The organism is Vibrio coralliirubri, assembly GCF_024347375.1.
Lineage (GTDB): Bacteria > Pseudomonadota > Gammaproteobacteria > Enterobacterales > Vibrionaceae > Vibrio > Vibrio coralliirubri.
The window spans coordinates 1,011,119-1,026,073 of the sequence record NZ_AP025470.1 but is presented as its reverse complement, the minus strand read 5'-3'; the positions used below and the strand labels follow the sequence as shown (position 1 = coordinate 1,026,073).

The 14,955-nt window shown below is 42.8% G+C and carries 11 protein-coding genes and 1 pseudogene; 9 read left to right on the top strand and 3 right to left on the bottom strand.

The genetic code is table 11. From position 1 onward, the window contains the following. Positions 1 to 78: 78 nt before the first annotated feature. On the top strand, positions 79 to 1,392 hold the full coding sequence (locus tag OCV20_RS04930) for an IS4 family transposase (protein ID WP_086775497.1): 1,314 nt from the start codon (positions 79 to 81) through the stop codon (positions 1,390 to 1,392). 79 nt (positions 1,393 to 1,471) lie between these two features. Here the strand turns inward: OCV20_RS04930 and OCV20_RS04925 are convergent, their stop codons facing one another. After that, positions 1,472 to 2,434, bottom strand: coding sequence for a nucleoside hydrolase (locus OCV20_RS04925; RefSeq protein ID WP_086774856.1), 963 nt, complete (start codon positions 2,432 to 2,434; stop codon positions 1,472 to 1,474). 204 nt (positions 2,435 to 2,638) lie between these two features. On the opposite strand from OCV20_RS04925, the gene rlmA reads away from it, so the two are divergent. From rlmA to OCV20_RS04905, 4 genes and pseudogenes are all read left to right on the top strand, one after another. Beyond that, positions 2,639 to 3,454, top strand: a complete 816-nt coding sequence (rlmA, locus tag OCV20_RS04920; protein ID WP_086774855.1) for a 23S rRNA (guanine(745)-N(1))-methyltransferase — start codon at positions 2,639 to 2,641, stop codon at positions 3,452 to 3,454. A gap of 75 nt (positions 3,455 to 3,529) precedes the next feature. Further along, positions 3,530 to 4,482, top strand: a pseudogene (locus OCV20_RS04915) (ChaN family lipoprotein). A 275-nt stretch (positions 4,483 to 4,757) separates the two neighbouring features. Next, on the top strand, positions 4,758 to 5,111 hold the full coding sequence (locus tag OCV20_RS04910) for a hypothetical protein (RefSeq protein ID WP_048611520.1): 354 nt from the start codon (positions 4,758 to 4,760) through the stop codon (positions 5,109 to 5,111). 128 nt (positions 5,112 to 5,239) lie between these two features. Beyond that, the gene (locus OCV20_RS04905) at positions 5,240 to 7,126 is read left to right on the top strand and encodes a BCCT family transporter (RefSeq protein WP_048611518.1); all 1,887 of its coding nucleotides are present in this window, start codon (positions 5,240 to 5,242) and stop codon (positions 7,124 to 7,126) included. A 105-nt stretch (positions 7,127 to 7,231) separates the two neighbouring features. Here the strand turns inward: OCV20_RS04905 and OCV20_RS04900 are convergent, their stop codons facing one another. Beyond that, on the bottom strand, positions 7,232 to 7,669 hold the full coding sequence (locus OCV20_RS04900) for a YcgN family cysteine cluster protein (protein WP_048610470.1): 438 nt from the start codon (positions 7,667 to 7,669) through the stop codon (positions 7,232 to 7,234). Between the two features lie 250 nt (positions 7,670 to 7,919). On the opposite strand from OCV20_RS04900, the gene OCV20_RS04895 reads away from it, so the two are divergent. The 4 genes from OCV20_RS04895 to OCV20_RS04880 all read left to right on the top strand — a co-directional run bounded on the left by OCV20_RS04895 (position 7,920) and on the right by OCV20_RS04880 (position 14,058). Next, positions 7,920 to 9,116 carry a tyrosine-type recombinase/integrase gene (locus tag OCV20_RS04895; protein ID WP_086774854.1) on the top strand — a complete coding sequence of 399 codons (1,197 nt, stop codon included), beginning with the start codon at positions 7,920 to 7,922 and terminating at the stop codon, positions 9,114 to 9,116. A gap of 1 nt (position 9,117) precedes the next feature. Further along, positions 9,118 to 10,851, top strand: coding sequence for a hypothetical protein (locus tag OCV20_RS04890; RefSeq protein ID WP_086774853.1), 1,734 nt, complete (start codon positions 9,118 to 9,120; stop codon positions 10,849 to 10,851). 211 nt (positions 10,852 to 11,062) lie between these two features. After that, the gene (locus tag OCV20_RS04885; protein ID WP_086773621.1) at positions 11,063 to 11,983 is read left to right on the top strand and encodes an IS5 family transposase; all 921 of its coding nucleotides are present in this window, start codon (positions 11,063 to 11,065) and stop codon (positions 11,981 to 11,983) included. A 17-nt stretch (positions 11,984 to 12,000) separates the two neighbouring features. After that, complete coding sequence (locus OCV20_RS04880) at positions 12,001 to 14,058, top strand: hypothetical protein (protein WP_261881425.1); 2,058 nt, start codon at positions 12,001 to 12,003, stop codon at positions 14,056 to 14,058. Here the strand turns inward: OCV20_RS04880 and OCV20_RS04875 are convergent. Beyond that, the gene (locus OCV20_RS04875; RefSeq protein ID WP_086773621.1) at positions 14,018 to 14,938 is read right to left on the bottom strand and encodes an IS5 family transposase; all 921 of its coding nucleotides are present in this window, start codon (positions 14,936 to 14,938) and stop codon (positions 14,018 to 14,020) included. The genes OCV20_RS04880 and OCV20_RS04875 overlap by 41 nt on opposite strands. Between the last annotated feature and the right edge of the window lie 17 nt (positions 14,939 to 14,955).

Genomic DNA, 14,955 nt, shown 5'->3' with positions numbered 1-14,955 from the left:
AGTTAAGTAAAAAAGACTGGTTGAACGATCCTCCAAGGATGTCAAAATCCGAGTGTTTCTTTAACACTCGGATTTTTTATGTTTCTTAGACAAGCCCTTAATCAAGTCCATAACTTCTCTCCAGAACAGCTCTCAGGGTTATCAGACCTGCTGTCCCCGGAACTCGTCGAACAGTGCCTCCAAGAATCTGGGGTTGCGACTATTCGAAAGCGCAGGTTACCAATGGAAATGATGGTTTGGAGTGTTTTAGGGATGTCCCTTTACCGTCATTTATCGATGGATAAAGTAGTCTCGCAACTTGATATTCTCCTACCGGGTAAGAAGCCATTCGTCGCACCTAGCGCTGTCATACAGGCACGTCACCGACTTGGTTCCGACGTTATGGAAGCCGTGTTCAATCACACTCAACGACTTTGGCACCGCAAGACTCCTCATCCCGATTGGCATGGGTTAACACTTCATGCTGTAGATGGTGTTGTGTGGAGAACACCAGACACTAAAAGTAATGATGAGCATTTTAGTAGAACAGGCAATAAAACAACGATATCTGACTACCCTCAAGTGAGAATGGTCTGCCATATGGAGCTGACCAGTCATTTACTCAACAGCGCTTCATTCGACTCAGTATCTAAAAGTGAAGTCGACCTTACGATCCCGCTTATTGAACAATCTCCCTCAAACAGCTTAACTATTTTTGACCGCGGATTTTACGCCTTGGGCTTACTGCATAAATGGCAAACCAGTGGCGATGAAAAACATTGGCTGCTCCCATTAAGAAAAGGGGCTCAATACACTGTGTTATCGAAGGTAGGCCGAGGACAAGAGCTCGTTGAGCTCAAGCTATCACCTCAAGCTCAAAAGAAGTGGGTTGATGCCCCCAAAACTCTCCAAGCTCGTTTAATCACAAAGACGATTAAAGGAAAAGAAGTCCGACTATTAACGTCAATGATAGACACGATGAAATATCCTGGTGCTGATATCGCCGAACTATATAGCCATCGTTGGGAAATAGAGTTGGGGTATCGTGAGATGAAGCAATACATGCTTCAGAACCAACTTACGTTAAGAAGCAAAAAGCCAGAGTTAGTGAATCAAGAGCTTTGGGGAATGCTGGTTGCTTACAATCTACTGCGGTTCATGATGTGTCAAATGGCCTATCATCAGAAGTCAGTGATGCCTTATCAAATCGGCTTTAAACAGGCTTCATTATTCCTTGTTGGACAGCTTCAATTATTACCAGCGGTCGCACCGGGACGAATCCCAGAAGTAATAAACTACATACTGGATATGTCAGAAAGCTTTGTTTTACCTGAGAGGCGAGAACGAAGTTACCCAAGAGCAGTAAAAAAGAGGCCTTGTCGCTATGCGACAAGGCCTCCAAGAAGACGCTAAACGATGCTTAACTTACAAGCATTACGGCTCACTCCGGCCTTTTTTATGGCTGTTGCTCGTCTAACGATCAAACTTATCTCTAAGAATATCGAACTAACGTCTCTCTATAGAGTGCCAACAGCGCCGTGTCGTCCACTTTGACACCTACTTTTTGTGCAGGGAACGAACTCCACTCATCGTTCATATAACTACGCTGGTCGCTTTTCTGGATTGTCATACCTTCCGCAGGACCATCTGTGACAACTCGAATCGCACCACTACGACATTCAAACAAAGAAGGTTGGATGACATAGGCAATAGCGGATGGATCGTGAACGTGACAACCCTCCGTTCCTACCTTTTCAGAATAGAACTTTAAGTAGTAGCGGCTTACATCCCAGATAAACTGCCCTACCTCTCCAGCCTCATCTCGTAAGTCATCAAGGTATTGAGCAGTGAAGAAGCTCTCCTCAGTGACGTCTAATCCGATAATCACAACAGGCCATGATGCAGTAAACACCTTATCCGCAGCGTGAGGATCATCATGGATATTCGCTTCAGCAAATGGCGTCACGTTGCCTCTATGGTCATTTTCACCGAACGCGCCGCCCATAATGACCACTTCTTTTACTAAGTCGACAATTTCAGGATCTGCCTCCAGAGCTAGCGCAAGGTTAGTAAGAGGGCCAACCGCCACAAGAGTAATCTCTCCTGGTTCAGCTCTAACGCTGTCGATAATGAACTGATAAGCCGGCTTATCAATCGCTGTAACATCTAATGTACTTGGCGCTTTCACATCACCAAATCCAGTTTCGCCATGCACCACAACCGTGGCTCCAACGGGATCTCTAACTAAGGGCTTATCCGTTCCCTTAGCCACAAGCGCCTTCATTCCAAACTTCTGCTTCAGATAAAGGGCGTTTTGAGTCCCGTTGTCTATCGTCGCATTACCGTAAACAGTGGTGATGCCCATCAGTTCAATATCAGGATGCGCTTCTGCAAATAGGATAGCCATTGCATCATCAATGCCCGGATCTGTATCTAGGATGATTTTCTTTGTCATATCAGCTTCAAATTAAACAGTAGGAAGACGTAGACGATACCCAGAAAAAACGCAGATAAACGTGACCTAAACCTAAGCTCTGATTTTTATTGTAATAAGCCATAAGATCACTATTCTAGAAGCGGATATTCTCGCCTTTTTATTTAGCCTGATGCAGACCTTTTTGATAGAATCTGCGCCCAACTCTATGCCTCTGAGATCGTCATGACTTACCAATGCCCTTTGTGTCACCAACCTTTATCTCAAAACGATCGTACGTTTAAGTGTGAAAAGAACCATCAGTTCGACCTAGCAAAAGAAGGCTATGTCAATTTGATGCCTGCGCACCACAAACGCTCAAAAGATCCAGGTGACAACAAAGAGATGATGCAGGCACGTCGTCGCTTCCTTGAAGGTAACCACTATGACCCAATGCGCCAAGCTGTAGTGACATTGTGTTCTCGCAATCTACCAGAAGAGTCGCCTAGCCTATTGGATATTGGTTGTGGCGAAGGTTATTACACCAACGAAATTGCAGTGAATCTTCAAGAAAAGAATGGTGCTACTTTTGGCCTAGACATTTCTAAGATTGCTATCAAATACGCCGCTAAACGCTACCCTGCTGTCGATTTCTCAGTTGCATCAAGCCATCGCCTACCCTTTGCAGAAAGCAGCTTAGACGGCATTCTACGCATTTACGCGCCTTGCAAGGCTGAAGAGCTACAACGCACCATCAAAGACAATGGTGTGGTGATCACCGTGACACCAGCTAGCCGACACCTGTATCAACTGCGTGATGCAATTTATGATGGCGTTCGCTTGCACGATGAAGATCCAGAAGTGATCGAAGGTTTTACGCTTGAGCACCAAGAGCAACTAAACTATATGATGGAACTATCGGGGTCAGATGCATTCGACCTGCTACAGATGACGCCGTTTGCTTGGAAGGCGAGTGAAGAGTTTAAACTACAACTCACCGAGGCAGAGCAATTCAACTGTGAAGCTGACTTTATGCTGCGAGTGTACCGCAAACAAATTTAATTGATATTGATTATCGTTTGCATTGAAATCTTATCTTGCCTCCTTTAGTATGCGTGTTCTTCAAGGAGGCATTTCATGCAACGTATTATTCTTATCGGATTAGCTACTCTTCTCACGGCTTGTGCTAATCAACCTTCAAAAGACACTTCTCAAAAAGTGGCTCAAACGGAATCCGTTTCCACATTCTATGACTACCAGTTCGCTTCTCCACAAGGCGAAACACTTTCTCTCGATGCATTCCTAAACAGCTGATTGACGCTGATGTGGTTCTTATTGGCGAATGGCACACGCATTCTGCGATTCACCGCTTCCAAACCGACTTCTTAAAAGCGCGCCGCAACGCAGCATCCAACATTGCGCTTTCAATGGAACAGTTCACTCGAGAGCACCAAGCCACACTTGACCAATACTTAAACGGTGAAATTGGTGAACAAATTCTCATGTCTCAAGCGGCAGCTTGGCCGAACTATGAAAGTGATTACCGCGCATTAGTTGAGTTCGCAAAAGCCAACGACGTCGATGTTATTGCGGCAAACGCACCAAAGCCATTTGTGCAGTGTATTGGGCGTAAAGGATTACCTTATCTTGAGCAGTTATCAACCGAGCAACGCCAGTGGATTGCTGCCGAAGTGGATACTGGCGATAGCCCATACAAAGAAAAGTTCATGGCTTCTATGCACCACGGTACGCCAGAGCAAACAGAAAAGCAGTTTGCCGCTCAGGTTACCTGGGACGAAACCATGGCTGAGTCGATTGTGAGTTACCTAGCATCAAACCCTGGTAAACAAGTAATTCATGTGGCTGGCAAGTTCCACACCGAGGGTGGTTTAGGGACAGCAGCATCGATTCTACGTCGTAACCCTGATTTAAAAATCGCCATCATCAGCCCGGTTGAAGCGATTTCAGCGGATAGCAGTGATTATCAGCTTGAAGTGCTTTCGCCGCCGGCTCGCTTTGTTAAGAAAGAGAACCGAATGAAGGCATACAAGCATCTGTCAAAACGCAGCGCTAGCCTAGAGTGTGAGTAAGGTCTGTTGATCCACTCTTCTAAGCTAATGAGTCGATGGGCTAATCCTAGATAATTAGCCCATCGTCACGACTTGATCACGTTCCCGTCATTCATCCTAACTCTATCTAAATCAAACATTCTTATCGGCACAAGACTTGCTTAGTAAATAGACGATTTAACCAAGCAGACGAAAATGTAATGTGCGAATAAAAAAACATCAATATCGATGATTAATTGCACAAGTTTTTCACACCTCTGCCGATACTATATTTAAGGATAGGTAAGGAGAGCGATATGACGCCAGTAGGAACGAGTAATACTCAGCTGTATTCACCTTCGCAAATGAATGCACAAGCTAAAAGCACTGAAGCTGAAAAGCCTGCGCCGCTTAAGGTTGAGCAAAATACCGTGAAGCTTTCTGATGAAGGCAAAGCCCTATTATCTGCACTTAAAGAAATCGATAAAGAAGCCAAAAAAGTCGAAGCTGAAAACGCGACCGTTACCGATAAGGTTGAGTCATTTGCTCATGGCGCTCTAGGTATGGATCACCCAGATAAGATTGAAGAAGAGGACGATGGTTCTTATTCAGCAGGGCAATACTTATCCGCAGCGGCAACCGTTGGTGGCATCCTACTCGCGTTAATCTAACTTTATCCCCAGTTACTGCACTTTCCCCTCTGCATTAAAGCGATTTGTCGTCACGACAACAGACCCGATTTGGTCTAAAAAACGAGTTCATTCCATAATTCCGCTCTCATTTTAATGGAATAATACTCGTGAAAAACACTTTTGAGCTTATTGACAAGCCGACCTTCTTTGGTGCTATTGCACTCCTACTCACGATAGTTTTCCCGCTCATTTTGTTCCCAACACAGGGCGCAGACTGGATTGCGGTTGCGAAAACATTCATGACTGACCAACTTGGATTTCTATATCTTGCTCTAGGCCTCGCGGCTTGTGCATTTATGGTTTACGTTGTGTTCAGTGATATGGGACAAATTAAACTGGGCGAAGCCGATGAAGAGCCTGAATTCAAAACAGCATCATGGGCTGCAATGTTATTTTGTGGCGGTATCGGTGCAAGTATCTTGTACTGGGGCTGTATTGAGTGGGCTTACTACTACCAATCACCGCCTTTCCAACTAGAACCTGGCAGTGAAGAAGCAGTTCGTTGGGCTGCAACGTACGGTTTGTTCCACTGGGGACCAATCGCGTGGTCTATCTACCTGATCCCTGCGATTCCTATCGCTTACTTCTTCTATGTACGTAAACAGCCAGTTCTAAAGATCTCTAGTGCGTTAATGCCTGTTCTTGGTGAACACCGCAGTAAAGGCGTACCTGGAAAAATCGTCGATATCCTTTTCATTTTCGGTCTATTAGGCGGCGCTGCAACAACACTAGGTTTAGCTGCACCTCTAATCACTGAAGGCCTGAATCACCTATTTGGTCTACCTAAAAATAACCTAACGCAAGTGATGGTGCTTTTAGTATGTACTGCGATTTTTGCTTACTCATCTTATGCTGGATTGGAAAAAGGCATCAAGATCCTAAGTAACATCAACTTCTGGGGTGCAATGGGTCTGTTGGCTTTCGTTCTGATCGCGGGTCCAACAATCTTCATGTTAGAGACAGGTTTAGACTCGATTGGTCGTCTGTTATCTAACTTCTTCGTGATGGCAACGTGGGCTGAACCATTTGGCGGCTACGGTACATTCGAAAACACTCACTTCCCACAAGACTGGACGATTTTCTACTGGGCATGGTGGTTAGTATTTGCACCGAGTATGGGTCTGTTTGTTGCGCGTATCTCTCGCGGCAGAACCATCAAACAAATGGTGTCAGGTTCGATCTTCTTTGGTTCTCTAGGTTGTTTCCTATTCTTCATGATCTTAGGTAACTACGGCCTATCACTGCAGCTTTCTGGTGAGCTAGATGTCGTTGCGATTTTGAATGCTGAAGGCGCAACCAAAGCTATCTTCTCGATGCTTGCACAACTGCCAATGAGCACGCTGGTTATCGCTGTATTTACAATGCTGTGTATCATTTTTACGGCAACAACATTTGACTCTATCTCATACATCCTGGCGTCTGTTGTACAAAACAACGTGACCGAAGAGCCATTGCGCTGGAACCGTATGTTCTGGGCATTCACTCTGTCATTCTTGCCAACGATTCTGATGTTCTTGGGCGGTCTAAGTACGCTACAAACGGCTGCGATTGTTGGTGGCTTACCGCTGCTAGCTATCTCTGTCATGCTAATGATTTCAGCGGTACGTGCGACTAACCTCGACCTACGCCATCAAGATGCGTACATCGAGCCAACGATCAACATCGAAGAGCTGCCAGACATGGACCCTTGGTCTGCTGAAGGTATGGCGCTGGCTCAATTTGAGAAAGAAAGAGATGCAGCACAAGAAGCTGCAGAACTTGAGCGTGTTGCTTACACAGAACTTGCCGCAGTGAAGAAAGAAATTCGCGCTTATGTGCTAGAACAGGGTTCACAAATGGAAACTCACGAGTTACCAGAGAATCTACAACAAGCACTTGAGCAGGCCGAGAGTAATCTTAGCGCCGCACAAGCGAAAAAGATCGAGTTATCTGAGCAAGCTCAGAATGCTCGTATCACGTTCAATCAGGTGGTTGCAGACTTACCGCTTGCTTGACATTAGCCATGACACAGTCCATTGATTTGGACCCTCCTAAATACGACAAAGGCTCACAGAAATGTGAGCCTTTTTTTATTCGGGTGATTGACTAGTCTTCGTTTACTAGCGGTTCGGGTGATTCAAAATGTGATCTTCCCAATCGACAACATCGATTTCGTATACCACTTTGTTACGAACGCTTTCACCTGCTGCATGCATCTCTGCTTTTGATCCGGTGATCAATGGGTGCCACTCAGGGATCGGCTTAGATTCTGATAGAAGACGGTAAGCACAAGTGTCTGGTAGCCAGTGAAACTCATCGATCTTGTCACGAGTCAGCTTCAAACACTCTTCACCTGAAGTGAAGCGGTTCGGGTAGTCTTTACACGAACACGTTTTGTCGTTTAACCAGCTACACGCCACATTGGTGTAGTAAACTTCATCGCTATCTTCATCCATTAGTTTATGCAGGCAGCACTTACCACAACCGTCGCAAAGTGATTCCCACTCGTTCTCGGTCATTTGCTCTAGTGTCTTTTCTTGCCAAAATGGATTCGTCATAGGATTACTTCTTACTCTTTTACTGGGGTGCGTGTTATACCGCTAGCCCATAAAAAGTTCAAGGATAATAATTGTTCATTCTTTGATTCAATCAACAGCTGTCACTCTCATCATTTTTTGCTACTATCGCGCACCCTGTTATTTAGTGAGTTTAATTTGATGGAATGTCGCCTAGGTTGTGGAGCTACCCTTTTCAATTAAACTTAGAACTACTACCTTTATCTAATAATTTAGAAAAGGTGCCAATAACATGGCGGTGGAAATCCTAGTAAATGTTCCGGTCAGACTTGGAACTGTATCCCCTCTAAAATCCCCTCGCGACAAAATATGTATGGCCGGGCACTTCAAAGAAGTGACCATGCCAGTGCTAATTGGAAGCAAAAACCAAATCGTTTACTTGTCTAACTTATTTCTCATTAATGAAGTCTCGGAAGGCAAAGTAGATTCGCTACCAGCAGCTAAGGCGCTAAAAACTTGGCTCAACTGGCTACTCCTAAACAAAATAGATGCATTGCTCACTACAAAAATTAAACTCAATAGTCCCACTCATGGATTTCGATACTATCTACTGGATCGTGTTCAAGGAAAGGAAGACTTAAGTCGGAGTACCGCCAATGCATACATCCAAGTAATCAAAAGATTGTATGACTGGCTAGACATAGAAGGCCTAATCGACAAACGTAATTTTTATAATCACAAGCTCAGTATTATTGATGGGTTTAGGAAAATACAATCTTCCGATCTGGCAATTCAAGTCCAAAAGTCACCTGAACAATCATTATCTCCACTGACAGAACAAGTTCAAAACCAGTTCCTACAATTAATCGAGCTTGAAACTATAGAGTTTCAATTAGTTATAAAACTAATGATGTTTTGTGGACTAAGAAAGCAAGAGGCGTTGATCTTTCCTAAAGGCCTGATCAAAGAAGAGCATATAACAGAAGAAGATAGCCAGATTATAAAAGGTATTTATATTGGCCCCCATAATGGAGTTAAGACAAAGTTCTCATCTTATCGTGAGCTTTTCATAACCAGAACTCTAGTCGAAGACATACTAGATTATTCGATTTCTCCCCGATACAGAAAGCGCCAGAAGAGAAGTAAAGGACAATATAAGAAGTACCCTCCACTACTCAATTACTCTGAAGATGCATTTTACAGCGCATGGTATAGACTTAAAAAAAAGTATCGTGGGGTTTATAACTCTACGTTCAATCATAAACCTCATGATCTCAGGGCTACATTCGCAACAAACCTTATGAAGTCGGCACTTAAGGTTACGAATAAAAATACCCAAATAGCACTCGATATTACTCGTTACTACATGGGACATAAACGGGAAGAAACAACATTAATGTACTTAAAGTTCATTAGCAGAAATGATGTTTCTAACCAGGTAGCTACGATCATGGATCAATTCGTATCTGACGCTATTGCAGGACGTTAATATGAACAATGCCGACTATGATGTAGATCTAGTTATTAATGTAAGCCGTATAAGTGATGGCCGTCAGTTTATTGATCTTAATATGGTGTCACTTAAAGGTTTTTTCGGAACCCCTTCAAGCCTTGGCAGAAGTGCTAACGGTATCAATAAAGAATTTTTCAAAGAACATAAAGCCAGCTACTCACAAAATCTGCATGATGAGGCAGTACTAATTGCAAAATGTATCCGAGGGTATGCTCCAGCAGGTAGGAAAACAATATTCTTCGCTTTAAAAGCATTTTTTGATTTTCAAACGAACCACAAACGTCGATTGAGAGATTCATCTGGCCTTCGCGACTACTGTATCTACCTCCAATCTAAAGTGATGTCACGAGAAATAACCAAACAGCATGCGACGTCTAGATTTAACCAAGCTAACTTTTATCTCGTGATGACCGGTGAGATAAACGCTTACTACAAGTACCGTTTCACAGGGCAAAAATATAGAGGCTCGAACACCCCTTATACTAATAGCGAGCTCAAATTAATCATAATCCCTATCGTCCAAGTCTATAAAACTTGCTCTGAGATGATTAAGAATCATATAGAGAAACAGAATGTAAACAAAAGAGACTTTCAGCTTCGTGACTGTATAGAAATATTCGAAATTAAGTTCAAAAAACACGATGTCGTTTTCGAATACATGCAAAGAAACCCTTTGCAATGGTTTATGCAGAGTGCATACATACTGTTTGTACTCTACACATGGAGCAATGAAAAACAGCTTTGTGAGCTCGATGCTAACGACATAACAAAAAGCGTGGATGGCGTGGAAAGCAACTACCTTTATAAAGGACGAGCAAAAAAATTCATTAGACTGAATATCGGTGTTTCTGGGCTAGAAGCGGATATCAACGGAATTAAATTTTTTGAGGACTATATATCAACACGACAACTGATTCTTAAGTATCTGTTCGATTCAGGTTTCGTAAGCAGCCACAACGCCCTGTTATTCTCACCTCAAAGACAAACAAGCGAAATCACACGTTTCACCCCCCATACCACAATGTTCTCAGCTCACCCTATTGTCATATCGGCTTCACATAGAGATATTGAAATCCCGTGTATTTCGAGTCGTCGCATAAGAAAAACAGTAGAACAAATGACCGATAATGAGATAAACGATCCATTTGTCATTCTGGAAAAAGCTCAACATAACTGGGGTACTTACCGAAAATACTATGCGCATGGGAATATTCTTGAAGCAAGAAGCGCCATAAGTACCGCCTTGAAGCAATTAACTGATTTATGCATTCAACAAGAAGAGTTTGAATCAAGGCAGGAAATTGCAAAGCAATATGATATTAATTTGATTGAGAAACAAGCAAATGATTATCAACTGAATGGGCTTGTTTGCTTAGACAAGCCAAACACTGGAGAGAATGCCAAAGGTTTCATTCGTAAGCAAAATCACCTTGGTAGAAACCCTAAAGTGTGTGCTGACTTTGCGAACTGCGTAAACTGCCCTAAGTGCGCTGTAGTAGATGATGAACAAGCCGTTTACCACCTACTGAGTTTCCAACATATGATTGAGTTTAATAAATCCACATTTATCGGTTCAAATACTGCCAAAAATAAATACATGCATTTGGTAGATAAGATAAACCTAATGTTGCGATTCATCAGCCCTAAAACTCTTGCTAGAGCTAAGAATCAACTTCAAAACAATGGAGTAGCTGACATATGGAGAACTTAAGATCTACTCAGGAAAATATTTCATTTGTTGACAGTCATATTGAATCCAATCTCAACAAAAGCCTCCCCTCAGTAAGCGAGATCAGCGACGCTTTAACCACAAAGGATTATCGCAAACTTTCTAGCATGACGGGGCTTTGTTGCGTAATTCAATGGAACTAAATCAAGAACCTACGATCTGATCAGCTACCTCCACTCTATCTCGTAGTCCTATGCCTAAGCCTCGTTATAAAACAACCAACTGGAAGCAATACAACCGATCACTCATTAACCGTGGTTCTCTGACTTTTTGGATTGATGAAGAAGCAATAAGCGGATGGGCGCAAAGCAAACAGAATAAGCGCGGTAGGCCGCGTCGGTTCAGTGATTTAGCTATCACGACAGCACTCATGGTCAAACGAGTTTTTTCTATGCCATTGAGAGCGCTGCAAGGATTTATCGACTCGATATTTAGGTTAGCCCATGTACCGTTAAGTTGTCCGCATTACACCTGCATCAGTCGTAGAGCCAAGCAAGTTGAGGTTTCATTTAAGACTAAAACGAGAGGAGCGATACAGCACCTAGCCATTGATGCTACTGGCCTTAAGGTTTATGGCGAAGGTGAATGGAAAGTCAAAAAACATGGGACGGATGGCAAGCGTAGAGTCTGGCGAAAGCTGCATATTGCAGTCGATACCAACACTCATGAGATCATTGCCGCCGAGCTAAGTTTATCGACGGTTACAGATGGAGAAGTACTCCCGAACTTACTGAAACAAACACGCCGAAGTATCCTTGAGGTGTCTGGTGATGGCGCTTACGACACGAGAGCGTGTCACGCTGCTATTAAGATTAAGGGAGCTATTGCGCTTATTCCCCCAAGAGAAGGGGCTGCCTTCTGGGAGCGTGGTCACCCTCGAAATTTCGCCGTGGGTTGCCAGAAATTATACGACTCAAATAAGTATTGGAAAGAGCGGTATGGATACCACAAACGTTCACTCTCAGAAACAGCGATGTATCGAGTTAAACAGTTGCTAGGAGGGAAACTGAGCTTAAGAAATTACAATGCCCAGGTGGGTGAAACTTACGCGATGATAAAAGCGTTGAACAAGCTTACTGGGTTAGGTATGCCTGAAACTTGTCGTATTGACTAAGAAACAAGCGAAACGGGTTGGCTCTATCTCTAAATTTAATTACGCAACAAAGCCGCATGACGGTCATCCCTGGAAAGAAGAAACTTACAGGTATCAAATTTTCTGATGACAGCTGGACAAACCAACATCTTATAAATGAAGACGAAACTTACAGGAAAGCCAATTTCAATGGCATCACAGAAAAACTCAAGATTGAAGTAAAGATAGTGGGCATATACCTCTTATGGTTTAGCCCCAAAAAGGCAAAACTATCATCAGTAATCAGAATCATAGAGAACTTGATATTGGTGGCAAAAGTACTCATGAAATCGAATATCTCTTCACTCTTCAGCCTTGATAGAGCCCCTATAAGACAACAATTTATGAGTGATATTAACGAGGGGCGAACGAGTGGGACGATCGATAACTACTATAAATCACTCTCTAGAATTGCAGAAATGAAGCATTCGGTATTTGGCAAACATAACTTCTACCTCAAAACAAATTTTCTCTTCCTTTCTCCAGGGCGCACAAATAATCAAACCTATTGTATGCCAATGAATATACTCAACGCATATTGGTCCTCATACATAAACCACTTCAACAACTTTTCTGTCAATATCGATAATTGGAGTTATTTGTGCAACTTGCTCCCCCGATACAGTGACTATCTGACAAAAAACAACTTTAAAAAACATAATAATAACTGGTTGTACTTTATCGACGAATTCTGCCAGGAAGAGTTACAACAGATAGCTAATGACACTCGATGCGCTACCAAAAAGATTGTAATAGTCCGTTCAGATGAATCCGTCGATGACTACAACAACAAATGTTATACATATAAGTCATTGAGTGACGGGGAGTTAGTTGATATGCAGCTAAAAAAGTACAACCGAAGATACCCCAAATACCTAGTTGATATAGAGGATATCTATAACTTTTTCAACCAATTAGCCTTACTAGCAACAGAGGCAATTCAAGCAATGACTGGTATCAGAAAATCAGAAATGGTTTCGCTGAAGTTTGGCTCTCTCATCGAAGAACAAGACTGGGTTGGAATAAATACAACATTGCACAAGCATGCTGATGAAGGTGGAGTCGAGCAGATTTGGGCAGGAGCACCTTTCATCAAAAATATTTTCGATAAGATTAAGCCAATAGCTCAAGTTATCTTCAAAGTAAGCAACCAAGAGTTAAACTCTTTATACATAAAAACTGATGCAAGGCACTTCTATTCTACCAATCAGTTTCGGCTAATGAAGACTCAAAGAAACTCGGAAAATTTACTAGACTGGACATCAAAACACGAAATAGCCTTAACAAGAGAGGATATAGAGGAGTTTTGGAGCCTAAACCCTAACTTATCTGATCGCCTTAAAGTAGAGAAAGAGATCTACATCGGTGGTAAGTGGCCAATCACATCTCACCAATACCGAAGAAGTATCGCCGTCCACGTTAGAAGGTTAGAACTAGTTACATCAAACCAATTGCTCGTTCAGCTAAAGCATATCGCAAAATCTGTTACTGAGTGGTATTCAGATGGGTTTATATCGAACTCTAAGACAATAGCCAAGCTTGCAGATAGTTTTGCGAAAGAACTCGAAAATGCCGACCTTGAAAGGTCTGCAACTATTGCAATGCAGTTCCAAAATGGGAGCAATTTATTTGGTAAAGGTGGGGGGAATATAGAAAAACAAAAAAATAAATCTATTAAATCAAAAACATACCAATCATTCGAACATGCTAAGTCACTCGCTAAACGGAAAAAATCAAAAATTATGTCGTTAGGTAACGGCATGTACTGTATGAATGGATTAGATTGCGAATACAAAAGCATAACCCAAGCAGCAAACTGCAACCCTAATTGTGAAAGCCTAATAGCAGATAAAAATTCTATCCCTATATGGCTAAAACGATATGAAAAATATAGAGCTTTATTAAAGCAAGCAAAAGACAGCAACCAACCGACCGCAAGTATAGAATTTTTGCGTTTGGAATGGCTTTGTTGCGTAATTAAATTTAGAGATAGAGCCAACCCGTTTCGCTTGTTTCTTAGTCAATACGACAAGTTTCAGGCATACCTAACCCAGTAAGCTTGTTCAACGCTTTTATCATCGCGTAAGTTTCACCCACCTGGGCATTGTAATTTCTTAAGCTCAGTTTCCCTCCTAGCAACTGTTTAACTCGATACATCGCTGTTTCTGAGAGTGAACGTTTGTGGTATCCATACCGCTCTTTCCAATACTTATTTGAGTCGTATAATTTCTGGCAACCCACGGCGAAATTTCGAGGGTGACCACGCTCCCAGAAGGCAGCCCCTTCTCTTGGGGGAATAAGCGCAATAGCTCCCTTAATCTTAATAGCAGCGTGACACGCTCTCGTGTCGTAAGCGCCATCACCAGACACCTCAAGGATACTTCGGCGTGTTTGTTTCAGTAAGTTCGGGAGTACTTCTCCATCTGTAACCGTCGATAAACTTAGCTCGGCGGCAATGATCTCATGAGTGTTGGTATCGACTGCAATATGCAGCTTTCGCCAGACTCTACGCTTGCCATCCGTCCCATGTTTTTTGACTTTCCATTCACCTTCGCCATAAACCTTAAGGCCAGTAGCATCAATGGCTAGGTGCTGTATCGCTCCTCTCGTTTTAGTCTTAAATGAAACCTCAACTTGCTTGGCTCTACGACTGATGCAGGTGTAATGCGGACAACTTAACGGTACATGGGCTAACCTAAATATCGAGTCGATAAATCCTTGCAGCGCTCTCAATGGCATAGAAAAAACTCGTTTGACCATGAGTGCTGTCGTGATAGCTAAATCACTGAACCGACGCGGCCTACCGCGCTTATTCTGTTTGCTTTGCGCCCATCCGCTTATTGCTTCTTCATCAATCCAAAAAGTCAGAGAACCACGGTTAATGAGTGATCGGTTGTATTGCTTCCAGTTGGTTGTTTTATAACGAGGCTTAGGCATAGGACTACGAGATAGAG

What these genes read in the sequence shown, in the direction of transcription:
- OCV20_RS04930 (WP_086775497.1), top strand. Translation starts at nt 79, where the DNA reads ATGTTTCTTAGACAAGCCCTTAATCAAGTCCATAACTTCTCTCCAGAA.
- OCV20_RS04925 (WP_086774856.1), bottom strand. Translation starts at nt 2,434, where the DNA reads ATGACAAAGAAAATCATCCTAGATACAGATCCGGGCATTGATGATGCA.
- rlmA (WP_086774855.1), top strand. Translation starts at nt 2,639, where the DNA reads ATGACTTACCAATGCCCTTTGTGTCACCAACCTTTATCTCAAAACGAT.
- OCV20_RS04910 (WP_048611520.1), top strand. Translation starts at nt 4,758, where the DNA reads ATGACGCCAGTAGGAACGAGTAATACTCAGCTGTATTCACCTTCGCAA.
- OCV20_RS04900 (WP_048610470.1), bottom strand. Translation starts at nt 7,669, where the DNA reads ATGACGAATCCATTTTGGCAAGAAAAGACACTAGAGCAAATGACCGAG.
- OCV20_RS04895 (WP_086774854.1), top strand. Translation starts at nt 7,920, where the DNA reads ATGGCGGTGGAAATCCTAGTAAATGTTCCGGTCAGACTTGGAACTGTA.
- OCV20_RS04890 (WP_086774853.1), top strand. Translation starts at nt 9,118, where the DNA reads ATGAACAATGCCGACTATGATGTAGATCTAGTTATTAATGTAAGCCGT.
- OCV20_RS04885 (WP_086773621.1), top strand. Translation starts at nt 11,063, where the DNA reads ATGCCTAAGCCTCGTTATAAAACAACCAACTGGAAGCAATACAACCGA.
- OCV20_RS04875 (WP_086773621.1), bottom strand. Translation starts at nt 14,938, where the DNA reads ATGCCTAAGCCTCGTTATAAAACAACCAACTGGAAGCAATACAACCGA.